The organism is Moraxella nasicaprae (assembly GCF_025643275.1).
In the GTDB taxonomy this organism is placed as follows: Bacteria; Pseudomonadota; Gammaproteobacteria; order Pseudomonadales; family Moraxellaceae; genus Moraxella; species Moraxella nasicaprae.
The window spans coordinates 941,873-962,004 of sequence record NZ_CP089977.1 but is presented as its reverse complement, the minus strand read 5'-3'; the positions used below and the strand labels follow the sequence as shown (position 1 = coordinate 962,004).

Here is a 20,132-nt window from a genome sequence, read left to right as displayed (position 1 = left end):
CCCAAAATGTACTTACTTAAAGTAAAGAGAACTGAATCAAGCGTAAACATAGGTAAATCGTTACACATTACCCTTATAACACCAAGACTACTTGGGGTTGTATGGTCAAGTAATGAAGTGCACATGGTGGATGCCTTGGCAGTCAGAGGCGATGAAAGACGTGATAGCCTGCGATAAGCGTCGGTGAGGTGGCAATATCCTGTGACCCGGCGATTTCTGAATGGGGAAACCCAACCAACCTAAGTTGGTTATCTTATCCTTTGGATAAGAGGCAAACCGGGAGAAGTGAAACATCTCAGTACCCCGAGGAAAAGACATCAATAGAGATTCCCCAAGTAGCGGCGAGCGAACGGGGAGGAGCCGATCAAACTTGTAGTAGCAAAATGGCGTGGGAAAGCCAACCATAGTAGGTGATAGTCCTGTATGCGAAACTGCAAATGCGACATATTAAGTAGGGCGGGACACGAGAAATCCTGTCTGAAGATGGGGGGACCATCCTCCAAGGCTAAATACTCCTGACTGACCGATAGTGAACCAGTACCGTGAGGGAAAGGCGAAAAGAACCCCTGTTAGGGGAGTGAAATAGAACCTGAAACCGTGTGCATACAAGCAGTCGGAGCGGACTTGTTCCGTGACGGCGTACCTTTTGTATAATGGGTCAGCGACTTATATTCTGTAGCAAGCTTAACCGTGTAGGGGAGGCGTAGGGAAACCGAGTCTTAATAGGGCGACATAGTTGCAGGGTATAGACCCGAAACCGAGTGATCTATCCATGAGCAGGTTGAAAGTGCCGTAACAGGCACCGGAGGACCGAACCCACTCCCGTTGAAAAGGTAGGGGATGACTTGTGGATAGGGGTGAAAGGCTAATCAAACTCGGTGATAGCTGGTTCTCCCCGAAAGCTATTTAGGTAGCGCCTCGGACGAATACCTTGGGGGGTAGAGCACTGTTTCGGCTAGGGGGTCATCCCGACTTACCAAACCGATGCAAACTCCGAATACCCAAGAGTACTATCCGGGAGACAGACGGCGGGTGCTAACGTCCGTCGTCAAGAGGGAAACAACCCAGACCGCCAGCTAAGGCCCCAAATTCCTAGTTAAGTGGGAAACGATGTGGGAAGGCACAGACAGCTAGGAGGTTGGCTTAGAAGCAGCCACCCTTTAAAGAAAGCGTAATAGCTCACTAGTCGAGTCGGCCTGCGCGGAAGATGTAACGGGGCTCAAACTAGGAGCCGAAGCTGCGGATTTAATTGTTTCAATTAAGTGGTAGGGGAGCGTTGTGTAAGCCTGTGAAGGTGCATCGTAAGGTGTGCTGGAGGTATCACAAGAGCGAATGCTGACGTGAGTAACGACAAAACGGGTGAAAAGCCCGTTCGCCGGAAGACCAAGGGTTCCAGTCCAACGTTAATCGGGGCTGGGTGAGTCGACCCCTAAGGCGAGGCCGAAAGGCGTAGTCGATGGGAAATCGGTTAATATTCCGATACTTGTTTATGATGCGATGGAGGGACGGAGAAGGTTATGTCAGCCTGGCGTTGGTTGTCCAGGTGGAAGGATGTAGGTAGGCTTAGTAGGCAAATCCGCTAGGCTATTACTGAGATCTGATAGCAAGCTAGGTTTACTAGCGAAGTGGCAAATACCATGCTTCCAGGAAAAGCTTCTAAGCGATAGTCATAAAGAAATCGTACCCGAAACCGACACAGGTGGTCAGGTAGAGAATACCAAGGCGCTTGAGAGAACTCTGCTGAAGGAACTAGGCAAAATGGTACCGTAACTTCGGGAGAAGGTACGCTGCCGATGGTGATAAGACTTGCTCTTTGAGCTGTTGGCAGTCGCAGATACCAGGCTGCTGCAACTGTTTATTAAAAACACAGCACTCTGCAAACACGAAAGTGGACGTATAGGGTGTGATGCCTGCCCGGTGCTGGAAGGTTAATTGATGGGGTTAGCGTAAGCGAAGCTCTTGATCGAAGCCCCAGTAAACGGCGGCCGTAACTATAACGGTCCTAAGGTAGCGAAATTCCTTGTCGGGTAAGTTCCGACCTGCACGAATGGCATAATGATGGCAGCGCTGTCTCCAGCAGAGACTCAGTGAAATCGAAATCGCAGTGAAGATGCTGTGTACCCGCGGCTAGACGGAAAGACCCCGTGAACCTTTACTACAGCTTTACATTGAACTTTGACCTAACTTGTGTAGGATAGGTGGGAGGCTTTGAAGTAGGGACGCCAGTTCCTATGGAGCCATCCTTGAAATACCACCCTGGTTATGTTGGGGTTCTAACTTAGATATAACAGTATCAAGGACAATGTATGGTGGGTAGTTTGACTGGGGCGGTCTCCTCCTAAAGAGTAACGGAGGAGTACGAAGGTGCGCTCAGGACGGTCGGAAATCGTCCAAAGAGTATAAAGGCAAAAGCGCGCTTAACTGCGAGACCCACAAGTCGAGCAGGTACGAAAGTAGGTCTTAGTGATCCGGTGGTTCTGTATGGAAGGGCCATCGCTCAACGGATAAAAGGTACTCTGGGGATAACAGGCTGATACCGCCCAAGAGTTCATATCGACGGCGGTGTTTGGCACCTCGATGTCGGCTCATCTCATCCTGGGGCTGAAGCAGGTCCCAAGGGTATGGCTGTTCGCCATTTAAAGAGGTACGCGAGCTGGGTTTAGAACGTCGTGAGACAGTTCGGTCCCTATCTACCGTGGGCGTTGGAAATTTGAGAGGATCTGCTCCTAGTACGAGAGGACCAGAGTGGACGAACCTCTGGTGTTCCGGTTGTGACGCCAGTCGCATTGCCGGGTAGCTATGTTCGGATGGGATAACCGCTGAAAGCATCTAAGCGGGAAGCCCACCTCAAGATTAGATTTCCCTAAAGAGCCGTTGTAGACTACGACGTTGATAGGTTGGGTGTGGAAGCATGGTGACATGTGTAGCTAACCAATACTAATTGCTCGTTTGGCTTGACCATACAACACCCAAGTGGTTTAAATCACTGACAGTGTTGTATGATAAAGTGTAATGATTACCTTAATCTTGATTTAGTCAATGCTTTAAATTGAAAAATAAAATAACAGACTCATAAGCAGCGTTGTTAATCCTTTTACGCTGACGACAATAGCAAGATGGAACCACCTGATCCCTTCCCGAACTCAGAAGTGAAACGTCTTAGCGCCGATGGTAGTGTGGTTCGCCCATGTGAGAGTAGGTCATCGTCAGCACCTTATTAATAAAACCCCCTCTGTCGGATGATGGAGGGGGTTTTTTGGGGTTACAAATATAATAAGTATAAGACAGGGAAATTATTATATAATAGTAGATTATTGCTTCTAGAAAATATATTTTTATTATGTCTATCAAATTGCCTCCCTATCGACCTGTTAAGCAACGCAGTGGTCTGGCTGTGATGCTTGCCGCTTTTCATGCATTATTGATGAGAGAGTTACAGACTCGTTTTGGTAGCTATCGTTTGGGTTATCTGTGGGCACCGCTTGAAGTGCTGGCACAGGTAGCACTATTGATGGTGATTTTTGGGACGATTATGAATAAGGTAACGCCTGGCATATCCTATATGCTATTTTTATTGGCAGGTATTATTCCTTTTTATATGATGCAGAGAATCGCTTTGAGAGCTTTGGGGGCGGTAGATGCAAACAAAGGGTTGTTGATGTATCGGGCGGTGCGACACATTGATGTGGTTTTTGCACGCTCATTTTTAGAGCTGGCAATTTATTTTTTTACTTTCTTATTATTGATGGCTGGATTGTGGTTTTTTGGCATCGAATTTAGCCTTGAAAATCTGCATATCGTGCTAGTAGGTTGGCTTGGTATGTTTTTGTTTAGTTTGGGCTTAGCATTGATTTTGATGATTGTTGGACATTATGGTGGAGAAATTGGTAAAATCATCAATATTTTGTTTACGATGTTGTATTTTTCATCGGGCGTGATTTATTCGGTGCATATTATACCAGAACCTTATTTGAGCTATTTGATGTATAATCCATTCATTCATAACCTTGAATTGATGCGACATGCTTTATCACCAGCCTATCCGATTCATCATGTCAGCATGTTGTATTTTTGGGGTTGGACGACTTTTGTGATGCTTTTGGGACTGTTGTTGTATAAAGCAACAGAGAGGGATTTGATTCGTAGTAAATAATTGATATGATACAGATTAAAAACATTACCAAATCTTTTATGACCCCACAAGGTCGACATTATTTGTTTAAAGATTTGAATTTTACCATCGAAGATAAGCAAAGCGTTGGTCTACTTGGGCGAAATGGTGCAGGTAAATCAACGCTACTAAGGATTATTTGCGGACTTGATGAGCCTGACAGCGGAGAAGTGCTGACGAATAGCACAATCTCTTGGCCTGTGGGTGTGGCTGGCGGCTTTCAGGGTAGTTTGACAGGCAGGCAGAATGTTCGTTTTGTGTGTCGTTTATATTCTAGTTCTGATTATATTGATGAAAAGATTCGTTTTGTTGAAGAATTTGCTGATATTGGCAAATATTTTGACATGCCCGTGAAAAGCTATTCATCAGGCATGAAGGCACGCTTGACTTTTGGCTTGTCTTTGGCGTTTGATTTTGACTATTATATGCTAGACGAGGTCAGTGCGGTGGGCGATGCAGCATTTCGTAAACGCAGTGAACAGGTGTTGCAAGCTAGACGAGAGCAAGCGGGATTTTTGGTGGTGTCGCACAATTTGGGTGATATTGAGCGAAATTGCGATATTGGCGTGGTGTTGATGAATCAAACCGCCCATGTATTTAATGACATAAAACAAGCAATCGAGGTGTATAACGAGCATGTCCATCAAGCTAAGAAATAAAAGAATCAATCAGGGATTGTTTGTTCTACTGGTTGTAGTACCTTGGGTTGCAATCATTTGCTATATGCTGGCATTTGCCAATCCACGCTATGTCAGCACTTCGAATGTGGTCATTAAGCAGGTTAGTGAGCAAAATGCTGGCGGTACAGGCATATCGGCACTGCTTGGGGTGAATAATACCAATCGTGATGACGCCATTTATTTGACAGAATATATCTTATCTAATGATATGATTGCCAAGTTAGATGAACGCTTTGATTTTCGTAAAAGTTTTCGTGTTAATGGCGATGATTTTTTCAATGAAATTAAGCAGGACGCCAGCCAAGAAGAGTTGATTCGCTATTTTAAAAAACGAGTTTCGGTCAGTCTTGATGAACAAAGTTCGGTATTGACGCTGACCACTCAGGGCTTTACACCCGAATTTGCATTGGAGCTAAATCGTGCCATTTTGGGAGAGTCAGAAAAATTTGTGAATGACATTTCCAAACAGGTTGCCAGTGAGCAGCTTGCGTTTGTGACCACGCAAGTGACAGATGCTGAGGCCAGACTGAATGTTGCCAAAAATAAATTGCTGGATTATCAGAACAGTAATCAGATTTTTGATCCACAAATGAATGCCCAAATTGTCAATCAAGTATTGGCAAATTTGCAAAATCAGTTGAGTACATTGCGTACCGAAGAACGCCAGCTGCTCAGCTACCTAAATCCAGAAGCACCACAAGTGGTGAGTTTGCGTAGCCAAATCGCTTCGGTAGAAAAACAGATTCAAGAAGAGCAGTCAAAATTAACCTCACCAAAAGACAGTAAATTAAATCAGCAAACCGTTCAATTTGAAGCGATGAAAGCAGATGTTGAATTTGCTAATGAATTGTATAAACTTGCCTTGACTTCGCTGGAAAATTCTCGCATTGAGGCGATTCGTAAGATGAAAAATCTCATCATCATTTCATCGCCACATAAAGCCCAAGAAGCCAAATATCCACGAGTGCATTATGTGATTGGCACTTCTTTGGCGTTTTTATTGATTTTGTATGGTTTTGTGGTGTTGATTTTGGCCATCATTCGAGACCACGGCAAGTAAGGTAATGACCGAGTAATGATTATGAAAAAAAGCAGTTTTTTATTGACCGCCTTGGTGGTTGCGATGAATGCTCAGGCAAATTTTGCCAGTAGTGATAATACAGGTCGCTTGTCAGTGGCGGTGCAGTCAGGGCAAGTACCATCAGAGGCGACAGCTACCGAAGCAGTGGCGGCTGCCAGCCTAAATAGTAACGCCATCATTAACAACAGCAGTGCTTATCAGCAAATCGCCAAAGCTCAATCGAGCAAGCCAAAAATTTTTGGCGAACAGCTATTTCGTGGGGCGTTTTCAACCACTTCTGGCTCAACCTTTAATGACAGCTATGTCATCAATGCAGGCGATAATGTGCAAGTCAGAATGTGGGGAGCGTATCAATATGCGGCAACCTCGACCGTAGATCCTCAGGGTAATATTTTCTTGCCAAATGTTGGACCTGTGCGTGTTGCAGGCATTCAAAATGCTCAGCTACAATCTGTGGTACAAAATGCCATTGCTCGCATTTATCGTTCTAATGTTGGCGTGTATGCGTCCTTGGAGCAGGCTCAGCCTGTGAAAGTATTTGTGACAGGTTTTGTCAATCAGCCAGGTTATTATGGCGGTTTGGCGGCAGACTCTGTGTTGTCATATCTTGACCGTGCAGGTGGTGTGGACCCTGAGCGTGGCAGCTATATTGACATTCAGATTCGTCGCAATGGACAAGTGGTTCAGCAGGTCAATCTGTATGATTTTTTGATTGCAGGTCGTTTGCAACCATTTGCATTTCGTGATGGCGATGTGATTACCGTTGCTCCACAAAAGAAGACTTTTAGCATTTCTGGCAAAGTGCAAAATGAATATGTGTTTGAATATAATGTGGGTCATCTGACGGTGGCTGATGTGATGTCGGTTGCTAATCCATTGGCGGACGCAACCAACATCAGCATCACTCGTGCAGCTGGCAAGGCACAGACCGCTGAATATTATTCATTGGCGGACGCAGCCAAAGTGCCTGTGCATCATGGCGATCATTTGGTGGTGACCTCAGATAGATACGCAGGGACGATTGCGGTGCAGGTGACAGGTGCTCATCGTGGTAATGGGGCGGTGGTTTTGCCACATGGTGCTAGACTAAAAGACATCATCGCTCAGCTTGAACCATCAAGTCTTGCCAATCTTAACAATCTATCCATCTATCGCAAATCGATTGCTGGACAACAAAAGCAAGCCATCAATCAGGCCTTAGACCGTCTATCAGAGATGACGCTGGCAACCCAATCAACCACACGAGAGGAGGCACAACTTCGTCAAGATGATGCCAAACTTGTGGAGCAGTTTATTGCCAAAGCACGCAACGTTGAGCCAACAGGGCGTATCGTGGTTGTGCCAAATTCTTGGCAGGACATTATTTTGCAGCAAGGCGACATCATTCACATTCCAGAGCAAACTTCTGTCATCACGGTCAATGGTCAGGTTAGAGCCCAAGGGGCGTTTAGTTTTGATGAGACTTTGACAGTAGCCGATTATATTGCTAAGTCTGGTGGTTTTGATGATAATGCTGATAAAGAAAATATCTTAGTCATGCACCAAAACGGCGAAACCATTGTTGTGAATGAAGCGTATCGTATCCAGCAAGGCGATGAGATTATGGTATTACCAAAAATTAAAACTCGCCGTGTTGAAATCACTCGTGGTTTAAGCCAAATCATTTATCAAATTGCGGTGGCGGCTGGTGTGATTGCAGCATTGTGATGATGAAAAAACCAAGTCATTTTGCGGTGGCAACGCAGGGGATTTTGAATAATAATCGTCTGCTTGCCACTGCCTTGCAAGCTGATATTGCACTTTATCAAGCCAAAAACACACCACAGGCAATCTTGGCTTGGGGACAAAGGCCATCAGCCAAAAAAGCTCGATTGCTCGCTGATAAGTTGGGCTTGCCACTATGGACGGCAGAAGATGGCTTTTTGCGTTCGCTTGATGGCGGGGTGTTAAGTCGATTTGGGGCAAGTTTTGTTTTAGATGATGTGGGCGTGTATTTTGATGCCAGACAAGCATCACGCTTAGAATCTTTGATTGCTTGGCGGACGATGAATTGGGATTTAAGTCATCAAAATCGTGCCGATGCTTTGATTAAGACGCTGACCGAAGAAGAGATTTCCAAGTATAATCCTGCCTTGCCCAGCCCAACTTTGGCAGCAGGGCGATTGGTTTTGGTCATTGACCAAGTGTTTGGCGATGCGTCTATTGCTGGTGCTGGTGCAACACAGGCAGACTTTGTGTCCATGCTAATCGCCGCCTGCCAGCAAAATCCTGATGCCAAGATTCTTATCAAGGCACATCCAGCCGCCAAATTGGGGTTTTTGGTGGGTGAAGATGGTCAGTTATTGCCCCAAGTCATGCAGGCATTGAACAGTCATTATCTAGATGATGGTCAAATCCAAGTCCTAAGTCAAGCCATCAATCCGATTGCTTTACTCAAACAAGTTCAAACTGTCTATACTGTCAGTTCGCATTTGGGCTTTGAGGCTTTATTGCTCAATAAGGTCGTGCATTGTTTTGGGGTTAGTTGGTATGCTGGATTTGGACAGACCAATGATGCTTATTTGATGCAAATGCCATCGCTTGCCAAGCTGTATGCCCAAGCCAAAACTCGCCGTAGCAGTATGCCAAGTGTGGCACAACTGTTTTTTGCAGCATACATTGATTATAGCCACTACGCCAATCCTGCCACCGCCAAATCCTGCGACATCGAAGAGGTGGTGCAATATCTGTGCGATAATAAGAAACATCAAATTCGCCATCAAGGTGTGATGATGGCGTATGAGTTTAGCCGCTGGAAAGTGCCATTTGTCAAGCGGTTCATGCAATTACCACAGACAACCTTGCTATTTAAACCCAAAACCAAACTTAGACTGCTGTTTAGCAATCGCCTTAACGCACGCCGTGTGGCACGAGATGAACAGATGGCGTTGGCAAAATATGCTGATTGTTATTTGGTGTGGGGACTGCCAGCCAAGATGGCTTTGGCGGATAAATTGACACAGCATCACACCAAGCATCGACAGATTGTGTGCATGGAAGATGGCTTTATTCGCTCCAATGGTCTGGGGGCGACTTTATTGGAGCCTGTTTCGGTGGTGCTTGATGATTTGGGCATTTATTACGATGCAACCCAAACATCTAGATTAGAACAGATTTTAGCAAATATTCATCTTAATGAGACGCAGCACCAAAGAGCTGATGCGTTAATCCAAACTTTGCTGACAAAAAAAGTCAGTAAGTACAATGTCGGTCAAGCACTGCCAGAGCATCTATCTGCTCAGATTCATGCTGCCAAACTTGCCAAACCATCTGCCACAGTGCGATTGGTGGTTGGGCAAGTTGAAGATGATGCGTCTGTGCGTCAATGTACCAGCTTAATTTGTACAAATAGCCAATTATTAACCCAAGTGCGAACCGACTATCCTGATGACATCATCATTTATAAGCCACACCCTGATGTGGAGGCTGGCTTGCGAGTGGGGCAAGTCGATGCTGCTACCAGAGCATTGGCGGATTTTGTGGCGGTGGATGTGGCAATGCCTGATTGTTTGGCAGTGGCACAAGTGGTGCATACCATCAGCTCTCTGACAGGATTTGAGGCTTTGCTTCGTGGCTTGACGGTGGTGTGTTATGGATTGCCGTTTTATGCAGGTTTTGGCTTGACCCAAGATGTGATAGAAGCTGACAACGCTCCTAAGATTGCAGCGATGACCAGACGACAACGAGCCACACCGTTGAGTCTGACTGAGCTTGTGTATGGTGTGTTGATTGAGTATCCGATTTATGCCTTGCCACACGGCTATGGGCTGGCGACGGTTGAGCAGGCCATTGCTTATTTGTATGATGATAAGCACGCCAAATCAACACCATCATTGGGCAAGCAAATCAGCCAAACTGCCAAGACCGCCTTTATGAAAGGTAGAAAAATTTATTTGCAAAAAATCCGTCAGGCACTTGGCAAGTAATCTTGTGCATACGATTTGTCGCAAAGACACCATCATCAATAAAAAGTGATTCATTATTTACGATTTGATAAAAAATCTTTTGCCCAAATATGATACAATCAATCACACATTGCGATGTGTGTCGCTTTTAAAAAAAGATTGTACCTAAGTTGGTTCGGGTGGTGTTATGTCCGCTTCCATGAAAAGATTGCTAGACCATCGACGCATTTTACTCTTACAAGGTAAAATGGGGACTTTCTTTTGTCGTTTTGCAACCTTTTTGATGGACTGTGGCAAACAGGTTCATAAAATCAACTTCAATGCAGGCGATGCGTTTTTTTATTGTCACAAAGAGCAGATGAGCAATTTTCGTGGCAAGCTGGACGAATTTTCAGCATTTTTGACCCAAATCATTGATGAGCATCAGATTGAGGCGGTGGTGTGTTTTAATGATTGTCGTCCTCATCATGCCATTGCTCAATCAGTGTGTGGTCGGCTTGGTGTGTCGTTTTTTGTGTTTGAAGAGGGTTATTTGCGACCTGATTACATCACGCTTGAAGAACATGGCATTAACGGTTATTCTCGGTTGGACGCCAGTTTGATTGAGGGTTTTGATTATGCCAGTGATAAACCCAAGTACACCGCTAACCGTTTTTGGCGATTGTGCGTGGCAAGCATCATCTATTATGCGGTGGTGTTCATGGGCAAATGGTGGTATCCACATTATGAGCATTATCGTGGATTGAGCATTTGGCAAGAAATGCTGGCGTGGCTGATTGCCCCTGTGCGAAAAGCGTGGCGATACTATCCTGATAAAAAATTACAAAAATATTTGACTGGTCAAGTTAGCGGTCAGTATTATCTGGTGAGTTTGCAAGTTCATAACGATTCACAGATTACCCACCATTCAGATTATGCTGATATTCGTGATTTCATCACAGAAGTGATGACTTCATTTGCTCAGCATGCACCAGCCCACACTAAGATAATTTTTAAGCATCACCCACTAGACCGTGGGCATCGAGACTATCGTCGATTGATTGATGGACTGTCGCATCAGCTTGGTGTGACTGGTCGAGCTTTTTATGGTTGCGACATGCATTTGCCTAGTCTGATTCGCCATAGTATTGGTATGATTACCATCAATAGTACCACAGGTTTGCAGTCGATTTATCACAAAAAACCGACCAAAATCATGGGGCGTGCCTTGTATGACATTGAGCGACTGACCGACCAACAGCCATTGTCATTATTTTGGCAAAACCCTACCGCTCCTGATTATGATTTTTATCTAAAATTTCGTGAATATCTCATCGAGCAAACCCAGCTTAACGGCTCGTTTTATGGCACATCACCGTGGGCGTTACCCTACATGCACGCTACCCAAGTGGGTGAACCACCAAGAGATGATTCCTCAAACTAGCATACCTGCCAGTCAAGCTAAGTTTTTGAGTCAAAACATCAGTTATCTATGGCGAAAACTCATCATTTAGGGTAGAATATCTAACTATTTATTTATCAATTTTGGCTGATTATTCATATTGGTTCTGCCAAATTGAGCGGTCGCTTTTTGACCGTTTTTGCCGATGCCTTGATGAGTTTGATTTATGACCACAAAAAAACCTAGCAATATCAATAATATTCGCAACTTCTCCATCATCGCCCACATTGACCACGGCAAATCTACCCTTGCCGACCGTTTTATTCAGGTTTGTGGTGGTCTGTCCGAGCGAGAAATGCAAGCCCAAGTCCTTGACAGTATGGACATTGAACGAGAGCGTGGCATTACCATCAAAGCACAATCAGTCACTTTGCACTACGACCACCCAAATGGCGAGCGTTATCAGCTCAATTTCATTGACACCCCAGGGCATGTGGATTTTTCTTATGAAGTGTCTCGTAGCTTGGCGGCGTGTGAGGGAGCTTTGCTTGTCGTGGATGCTGCCCAAGGCGTTGAGGCTCAATCGGTTGCCAACTGCTACACAGCGGTGGAGCAAGGCTTGGAAGTCTTGCCAGTTTTAAATAAAATTGACTTGCCGCAGGTTGAACCAGAGCGAGTGATTGAAGAGATTGAGGACATCATCGGCATTGAGGCGATAGATGCACCACGAGTCTCTGCCAAGACAGGGCTTGGCATTGATGAATTATTGCAAGTTTTGTGCGATAAAATCCCAGCCCCTGTTGGCGACAGAGACGCTCCGCTGCAAGCCTTGATTATTGATTCTTGGTTTGATAATTATCTGGGCGTGGTGTCTTTGGTGCGTGTGCGAGAAGGCACGGTGGCAAAAGGCGATAAAATTTTTATCAAATCAACGGGCGAATCGCACATCGTGACCTCAATCGGGGTGTTCACGCCAAAATCCCTAGAAACTGATGTGCTGTATGCAGGCGAGGTTGGTTTTGTCATCGCAGGAATTAAGGACATTCAAGGCGCACCTGTGGGCGATACCATCACGCTTGCCAAAACGCCTGAGGTGGAGAATATTCCAGGCTTTCAAAAGGTAACACCGCAAGTTTATGCAGGTATGTTCCCGATTGATTCATCAGATTTTGAGAAGTTTCGTGAAGCCCTGCAAAAGCTACAAATCAATGACGCTGCCCTGTTCTTTGAGCCTGATACCTCAGAAGCCTTGGGCTTTGGTTTTCGTTGTGGCTTCTTGGGTATGCTTCACATGGAGATTATTCAAGAGCGACTTGAAAGGGAATATGACCTTGATTTGATTACCACCGCCCCATCGGTGATTTATGAAGTGGTCAAAAAAAATGGCGAGATTGTCTATGTGGATAACCCGTCAAAATTACCAGATGCAGGCGTGATTGCTGAGTTTCGTGAGCCGATTGCTCGATGTCATATCTTAGTCCCCCAAGAGTATTTGGGCAATGTGATTACGCTTGCCATTGAAAGACGAGGCGTGCAGGTGGATATGAAGTTTATGGCTCGTCAAGTCCAAGTCGTCTTTGATATTCCAATGGGCGAGGTGGTGATGGACTTTTTTGATAAATTAAAGTCGGCAAGTCGTGGCTTTGCCTCGCTTGACTATGGCTTTGAGCGTTATCAAGCGGATAAATTATCAAGGATTGATGTGCTTATCAATGGCGAAAAAGTGGACGCTTTGGCGATGATTTGCCATCAAGAACACGCAAGACGCAGGGGTAATCAGCTGGTTGAAAAGATGAAAGAGCTAATCCCAAGACAGATGTTTGATGTCGCCATTCAAGCTGCCATCGGCTCACAAATCATCGCTCGCTCCACCGTTAAGGCAATGCGTAAAGATGTGCTTGCCAAATGCTATGGTGGCGATGTGTCTCGTAAGAAAAAGCTACTTGAAAAACAAAAAGCAGGCAAAAAACGAATGAAACAAGTAGGCTCGGTGGAAATCCCACAAGAAGCGTTCTTGGCGGTATTGAAGGTTGATGGCTAAGTTGGATTTTGTTAAGTTTTTCTACGGCACGGACATATTGTAGAAAACAATGATTGCTAAGATAAAAGCGTATTTTGGACTTTGGTAAATTGGGAGACATAGGTGAATTTTGATATTAATTTGATTATTGTGCCAGTAACTTTGGTGTTTTTATTGATTTGGTTGGTTGATAAGTTTTTTTTAAAAAAATATCGTGCCACCAAACAATACAGTCAAGCACTCAAAGATGCTCAGCAGCAAGTCAAATCAAGTTCATCACATCTAAATGGTGTGTGCCAAACACATCAACTGCAAGCCGATACTTTGGTCATCAAAGAAGACACGCCAGAAGCGGTGCGTGTCGCTCATCAACAGCATCAAGTGGCTCAGACCCAGCTACTACAACTGCAAGGCAATCCACCTGCGGACAATGTGTTGATTCGTTGGGCGTATGAATTTTTGCCAGTATTGCTGGTCATTGTGTTGGTGCGTTCGTTTGTTGTTGAGCCATTTAATATCCCATCAAGCTCCATGGTGCCAACCTTGTACACAGGCGATTTTATCTTGGTGGATAAGACTTCGTATGGCTTGCGTTTGCCATTGTTGCACACCAAGATTGTTGAGACGGGCAGTCCACAAAGAGGCGATGTGGCAGTATTTCGTTATCCTAATAACGAAAATATTTACTATGTCAAGCGTATCATTGGTCTACCAGGCGATGAGATTGGTTTTAATAATGGTGTGCTGTCGGTCAATGGTAAGCCTGTACCAACCACTCCCACGCAGTATCAAATGAGTCAGTCGCACATCGACTATCTTGCTCCGCAAATCATCAACGACCAAAAGATTACTGATGAACAGCGTATGGAGTTGGGTCGTAGCGAAGAACCGCACGCCCTGTATTTCCAAGAGGTGCTAGATAATCATCAGTATAAAGTGCGTTATTTGGCAGGAGCAAACATGGCGGCGTATGCAGAATTTTTGCAACACAACTCGCCTGAATTGAGTGCCTCTGCTGGCAAACAATGGAAAATCACCGTGCCACAAGGTCAATATTTTGCGATGGGCGATAACCGAGATCGTAGCCAAGACGGTCGTGTTTGGGGATTTGTGGCGGATAAACACTTGTCAGGCAAGGCCTCTTATATTTGGATGAGTAAAGAGCCAGGACTAAAATTGCCAAGTTTTGAGCGTGTAGGGGCGATTGACTGATATGCAAAAACATCAAGGTGGTACGAGCGGCAAGGCGTTGGCACAGATGCAGTATTTTGCTGAGTTTGAGCAGGGTTTGCCTACTTTATGCCAAAGTCTTGGCTATACTTTTATGGACAAAAATTTGCCACGCCGTGCTTTGACACACCGTTCTTATGACCCAAAACATAGCTACGAACGCTTGGAGTTTTTGGGCGATGCTTTGCTGGGTACCATCATTGCTTGGGGACTGTTTGTGCGTTATCCTGAGCATGACGAAGGCAAGCTGACACGCATGAGAGCAACGCTGGTGCGTCAAGAGACTTTGGTGCAGATTGCCGAAAAATTGGAGCTGTCTCGCCATCTTATCTTGGGCGTGGGCGAAAAAAAAGGAGGTGGTCGTCATCGAGCGTCCATCTTAGCCGATGCTGTTGAAGCCTTAATTGGGGCGATATTTTTGGACAGTGATGATGGCTTATTTGTTCGTGATTTGGTATTGTCTTGGTATGGCAATTTACTTGATGAAGTCGGTCAAGAGCAAATCCTAAAAGATGCCAAATCTCGTCTTCAAGAACTGCTACAAGGCAATCGCTTGCCACTGCCTGTCTATGAATTGCTTGAAACCAAAGGCAATGCTCCCGACCAAACTTTCATCATCAAATGCACGGTCAATGTTCTGGGTGTCACACCCATCATTGAAAGTGGTTGCTCACGGCGTATCGCTGAGCAAAAATGTGCCGAGCTGATGATTAACCAGTTACACAAATTATCTTTAAAATAATACGATGATTGAGGGAAAAATACGATAATGAGCGACCAAAATTCACACAACGAAGATACGATTTCAGCATTTTTTAATCAACAGGCAAACCCATTACAGGAAGACTTTCGTTCGGGTTTTGTGGCGATTGTCGGGCGACCTAATGTCGGCAAATCCACCTTGATGAATCATCTGTTGGGGCAAAAGCTCTCCATCACCAGTCGCAAACCGCAAACCACTCGCCACCGTATTCACGGCATTTTGACAGACGACACCGCCCAATTTGTCTTTGTCGATACCCCTGGTATTCACAGTAAAACCGTGCGAGCCATCAACGAGCGAATGAACAATGCCGCCGTCTCTGCCTTATCCGATGTGGATTTGGTGCTGTTTGTGGTGGACGGCTTAAAATGGGTGGAAGATGATTTATTGACTTTGGAGAAACTTGCTAATACCGACCTGCCTGTCGTCCTTGTCATCAACAAGGCCGATACCATTAAAGATAAATCCAAGTTGTTACCACATATTGAAGAATTTTCGCAAAGTTTTGAATTTGCGGACATTGTGCCTGTTTCCGCCTTGCGTGGGCATAATTTGGACAGGCTTTTGGAAGTTGCCAAAGGCTTTTTGCCAACTCGTCCACCCATTTTTGACCCAGAGCAGATTACCGATAGAAGCGAGCGGTTTTTGGCAAGTGAGATTATCCGTGAAAAAATTATGCGTCAATCTGGCGATGAAGTGCCGTATGATTTGACCGTGCAGATTGACACCTTTAAGGACGAACCTGCTCACAAAGACCCAGAAACAGGCAAATGGCGAAAGGCGTGTACTTTTATTGATGCCACGATTTTTGTGGAGCGGGCAGGGCAAAAGAGCATTGTCATCGGCGAAAAGGGAGCAAAAATCAAGCAAGTGGGCATAGATGCAAGGGCTGATATGGAAAAGCTGTTTGATAGAAAGGTAATGCTAACTTTGTGGGTGAAAGTTAAGAAGGGTTGGTCTGATGATGAGCGGACGCTCGCTAGTTTGGGTTACTAATGGCTTGATTTATAAGGAGATTGATAATGAATACTTTGATATTTACGCCTTTTAATGTTGGCTTTTATCAATCGCATAGCCAAAGCAAAGACATTGCCCAAGAAAAAATCACTGCCCAAGATTTTGTGGTAATGGCAAATGCTTTGCCCGATAAAAGATTTGAATTGATTGATGGGCAAATCATTGCAATGGCAAATACCAAGCCAAGACATAATTTGATTATGAATAATTTGAGTTGGTTGTTCCAAAATCATTTTAGAAATAATGAGTATCCGTGCCATTTTTTCTCGGACATTGCTTGCAAAATTGATGAATACAATTGCCTACAGCCTGATATTTTGGTGGTGTGCAATGACAGCATTCACAAAGATTTATTGGAATACCCAACGGTGGTGGGCGAAATTTTTTCTAGTAATCATGAAAATGACATCAAAAAATTAGTGCGTTATAAAAATTGCCCGTCTATTTTTGAAATTTTGATGATTGAACAAACGAAAGCACAAATTACCGTTCACAGGCGTGGTAAATTTGGACGCTGGTCGGATACCTTGTACAAACAAGGCGATGAAATTTTATTAGATAGTATCAATTTGACTTTGAGGGTTGATGACATTTATCAAAAAGTGGTGTTCGACAAACAATGACCCCCACTCCGCTCACAGGCTTTATTATCCACTCTCGCCCCTACCAAGAAAAAAGGGCGATTTATCAGTTTTTTTCTTATGAACTTGGGGTGGTGCATGGCATAGGCAGTCGGGGGCTGCCGTTATTTGCACCGATTTGTCTGTTGTCATCAGGCAAAAATTCCCTAAAAACATTTAGTCAGATACATTTTGGATTTGATGATGAATTTTGTCAAACACATCTTGGTCAGCAAGCAAGCCTACCAACCCTAAACATTCGGGCAGGGCGTGTTCAGTACGCCATGCTGTACATGAATGAGATTTTGTATAAATTATTGGCGGTAGAAAATGCTTGCCCATTGTTGTGGCAGGCGTATCACCAAAAAATCTGTCAATTTCATCATCTTGATACACTGGATAAAGCTGATGAACTGACAAGAAGCGAGTTGATGCAGCTGCTGCGTGTGTATTTGCGAGAGTTTGAGCGAGCTTTGTTTGTTGAGCTGGGCGTGGCGATTGATTTTGGGCAGGACTGGTCGGGCAATCGGATTGATGATGAAGCAATGTATCGTTTTGTGCCTGAAATGGGCTTTATTCCAGAAAATTCTTCTGCCATCGCCCTTGCCAAAGAATCTGCCAAAGCCAAAGTCAGTCAGATTCGTTATTCGGGCTTGGTATTATCCGCCATGAATCAAGCCAGCGATGAACCTGCTTATTATTTGCATCATTTGGAGCAATTTGGGCAGTTGCAAAAAGAGCTGATGGATTATCTGTTAGAATACCGTCCTTTGCATTCTCGTACACTTTGGCAACAAAGTATGCGTTATCAAACCTGTTAATCTTCAATGAATTGGAAAATTGTGATGAACCAACCATTATTAGGTGTTAATATTGACCACATCGCCACCTTGCGTAATGCTCGTGGTGTGAATTATCCATGCCCAATCGCTGGGGCGTTGTTGTGTGAAGAGGCGGGTGCTGATGGCATTACGCTACATTTGCGTGAAGACCGCAGGCACATTAAAGATGCTGATGTTTATGCGATGAAACCAAAACTAAAAACTCGCATGAATTTGGAGATGGCGGTCACTGATGAAATGCTTGCCATCGCCCTTGATGTTCAGCCTACTTGGGTGTGTTTGGTTCCTGAAAAGCGGGCAGAACTGACCACTGAGGGCGGTCTTGATGTGGCAAATTTGCCCAATCTTGCCAAGTTTATCAGTACGCTACAATCGGCGGGCATTTTGGTGTCATTATTCATCGACCCAGACATTCATCAGATTGACACAGCCATTGCTTGTCGTGCAGATGCCATCGAATTGCACACAGGCAGCTATGCTGAGGCAGACTTGGCAGGCGAGCTGGATAAAAGAAATGATGAGTTACACAGAATCAAAACCGCCGTGCAATATGCCAAACAGCATTCAACCATGCTCATCAATGCAGGACATGGCTTGACTCGTGATAATGTTGCTGCCATTGCTCAGATTGATGGTATTCATGAACTCAACATTGGACATGCCCTGATTGCTGATGCGGTGTTCATGGGTCTTGACCAAGCGGTTAAAGCAATGAAAGAAGCTTTTAAAAATTAAATCGTTGGATTTATTTTAACAAAATGACTACAAAGCCTATTATTGATAATTTTGGCTAAAAATTCATCAAATTTTAACTTAGAAAGTAAAAAATAGTAATTTTTGTGTAATATTATGTAGCTTTTGATAAAAAAAGGTTGTAAATTCTGCTTTTTGGGGTTAAGCTAGCCGATATTTGACTTAGTTTAGCAAATATCTTCCCCAGTTTGCCCCTGTTGGCAAAGGGGATTTTTTGTGCTAGAATAAGCCTCAGTAATGTTATGTTACATTTTTGATTATTAACCCAACCGTTCCTTTGGAGGAATTTATGCAACTTAATAAAATCGCTTTGGCAGTTCTAGCTGCTGCGACTTCTGTAGCTGCCCACGCTGGCGTTACTGTAACTCCACTTATTGGTTATCACTACCTAGAATCAGGTTCTGATGATGAGCAACGCGATGTTCTAAAAGTAGGTAAAAACCTAAACACCGCTGCTGAAAACCATGCTAACACTTCTGATCCTGCAAATGGTGGCGTTGCTCTAGAAAGCAACATGTACGCTGGTGCTGCAATCGGTGTTGAACTAACTCCATCTACTCAATTCCAAGTAGAATATGGCGTGACTGACACTAACGCAGAAGCTTCTCACTGGTCTGCAAACAAATCTTCTGCTAACCGTTTCGACGCTGAACAACAACAAATCAGCGGTAACTTCCTAGTAGGTTTGGAGCAGTTCACTGGCTACAAAGCTGAAAACAAATTCAAGCCATATGCATTGATCGGTGCTGGTCAATCAAAAATCAAAGTAGAAAACAAAGAGCAATATGTTGCTGACGCTAGCAATGGCGTAGTAACCAAAGGCGAAACTGTTGCTGCTGGTACAGAAGTTACTCAATCAAAAGACACCATCGGTAATGTTGGTCTAGGTGCTCGTTACCTAGTTAATGACGCACTAGCACTTCGTGGTGAAGCTCGTGCCGTTCACAACTTTGACAACAAATGGTGGGAAGGTCTAGCATTGGCTGGTCTTGAAGTAACCCTAGGCGGTCGTCTAGCTCCTGCACTACCAGTAGTTGCTCCTGTTGAAGAGCCAGTAGTTGCTCCTGTTGCTCCTGTGGTTGTTGAAGAGCGTATCGTTGACACTGACCAAGACGGTGTTGCTGATCACCTAGACGCTTGCCCAGGCACTCCACGTAATGTTGTTGTTGATGCTCGTGGCTGCCCAGTAAATGTTGATGTTCGTGAAGACCTACGCCTAGAATTGCGTGTATTCTTCGACTACGACAAATCAGCAATCAAACCACAATTCCGTGAAGAAATCGCTAAAGTAGCTGAGAAGATGCGTGAATTCCCGAATGCAACTGCTGCAATCGAAGGTCACGCTTCAAAAGAAAGCGCGCGTTCAAATGCTCGTTACAACCAACGCCTATCAGAAGCTCGTGCAAACGCTGTTAAAGCAATGCTAACTAACGAGTTCGGTATCGCTGCTAACCGTCTAAGTGCAACTGGCTACGGCTTCGATCGCCCAATCGCACCAAACACTACTGACGAAGGTAAAGCAATGAACCGTCGTGTGTACGCAGTAATCTCTGGTAACAAGGTTTCTACCGTACAACAAACCAAAGACATGGTTGTTCGTTAATCCTAGATTGACAGACTGTGAATTTAA

General features: G+C 44.6%; 14 protein-coding genes and 2 rRNA genes. All 16 read left to right on the top strand.

Translation table 11 applies throughout. From position 1 onward, the window contains the following. Positions 1-103: 103 nt before the first annotated feature. The 16 genes from LU297_RS04505 (at position 104) to LU297_RS04430 (ending at position 20,105) form a co-directional block, all read left to right on the top strand. Positions 104-2,962, top strand: a 23S ribosomal RNA gene (locus LU297_RS04505). A gap of 136 nt (positions 2,963-3,098) precedes the next feature. Next, positions 3,099-3,212, top strand: a 5S ribosomal RNA gene (gene rrf, locus LU297_RS04500). A gap of 128 nt (positions 3,213-3,340) precedes the next feature. Further along, positions 3,341-4,153 (top strand): ABC transporter permease, encoded by an 813-nt coding sequence (locus LU297_RS04495; protein ID WP_263077221.1) that lies wholly within the window; start codon positions 3,341-3,343, stop codon positions 4,151-4,153. A 5-nt stretch (positions 4,154-4,158) separates the two neighbouring features. Further along, the gene (locus LU297_RS04490; protein ID WP_349773722.1) at positions 4,159-4,830 is read left to right on the top strand and encodes an ABC transporter ATP-binding protein; all 672 of its coding nucleotides are present in this window, start codon (positions 4,159-4,161) and stop codon (positions 4,828-4,830) included. Next, positions 4,808-5,911 (top strand): KpsE/RkpR family capsule polysaccharide export protein, encoded by a 1,104-nt coding sequence (locus tag LU297_RS04485; protein ID WP_263077219.1) that lies wholly within the window; start codon positions 4,808-4,810, stop codon positions 5,909-5,911. The genes LU297_RS04490 and LU297_RS04485 overlap by 23 nt, the downstream gene beginning before the upstream one ends. Before the next feature lie 21 nt (positions 5,912-5,932). After that, positions 5,933-7,639, top strand: coding sequence for a polysaccharide biosynthesis/export family protein (locus tag LU297_RS04480; RefSeq protein ID WP_263077218.1), 1,707 nt, complete (start codon positions 5,933-5,935; stop codon positions 7,637-7,639). Continuing rightward, positions 7,639-9,897 (top strand): capsule polysaccharide biogenesis protein, encoded by a 2,259-nt coding sequence (locus LU297_RS04475; protein WP_263077217.1) that lies wholly within the window; start codon positions 7,639-7,641, stop codon positions 9,895-9,897. Before LU297_RS04480 ends, LU297_RS04475 begins: the two co-directional genes overlap by 1 nt. A 166-nt stretch (positions 9,898-10,063) precedes the next feature. Further along, positions 10,064-11,299, top strand: coding sequence for a capsule polysaccharide biogenesis protein (locus tag LU297_RS04470; RefSeq protein WP_263077216.1), 1,236 nt, complete (start codon positions 10,064-10,066; stop codon positions 11,297-11,299). 184 nt (positions 11,300-11,483) lie between these two features. Further along, positions 11,484-13,298 carry a translation elongation factor 4 gene (lepA, locus tag LU297_RS04465; protein WP_263077215.1) on the top strand — a complete coding sequence of 605 codons (1,815 nt, stop codon included), beginning with the start codon at positions 11,484-11,486 and terminating at the stop codon, positions 13,296-13,298. Positions 13,299-13,400: 102 nt separating this feature from the next. After that, positions 13,401-14,489 (top strand): signal peptidase I, encoded by a 1,089-nt coding sequence (gene lepB / locus LU297_RS04460; protein WP_263077214.1) that lies wholly within the window; start codon positions 13,401-13,403, stop codon positions 14,487-14,489. 1 nt (position 14,490) lies between these two features. Then, positions 14,491-15,249, top strand: a complete 759-nt coding sequence (gene rnc, locus LU297_RS04455; RefSeq protein WP_263077213.1) for a ribonuclease III — start codon at positions 14,491-14,493, stop codon at positions 15,247-15,249. Between the two features lie 27 nt (positions 15,250-15,276). Beyond that, on the top strand, positions 15,277-16,266 hold the full coding sequence (era, locus tag LU297_RS04450) for a GTPase Era (RefSeq protein ID WP_263077212.1): 990 nt from the start codon (positions 15,277-15,279) through the stop codon (positions 16,264-16,266). Between the two features lie 26 nt (positions 16,267-16,292). Then, entirely contained in the window at positions 16,293-16,910 is a 618-nt protein-coding gene (locus LU297_RS04445) for a Uma2 family endonuclease (RefSeq protein ID WP_263077211.1), read from the top strand. Then, positions 16,907-17,728: a DNA repair protein RecO gene (recO, locus tag LU297_RS04440; RefSeq protein WP_263077210.1), complete on the top strand. Its 822-nt coding sequence runs from the start codon at positions 16,907-16,909 to the stop codon at positions 17,726-17,728. Before LU297_RS04445 ends, recO begins: the two co-directional genes overlap by 4 nt. Before the next feature lie 24 nt (positions 17,729-17,752). Beyond that, positions 17,753-18,484, top strand: coding sequence for a pyridoxine 5'-phosphate synthase (locus LU297_RS04435; RefSeq protein WP_263077209.1), 732 nt, complete (start codon positions 17,753-17,755; stop codon positions 18,482-18,484). 307 nt (positions 18,485-18,791) lie between these two features. After that, positions 18,792-20,105, top strand: a complete 1,314-nt coding sequence (locus LU297_RS04430) for an OmpA family protein (protein WP_263077207.1) — start codon at positions 18,792-18,794, stop codon at positions 20,103-20,105. The last annotated feature ends 27 nt before the right edge of the window (positions 20,106-20,132 follow it).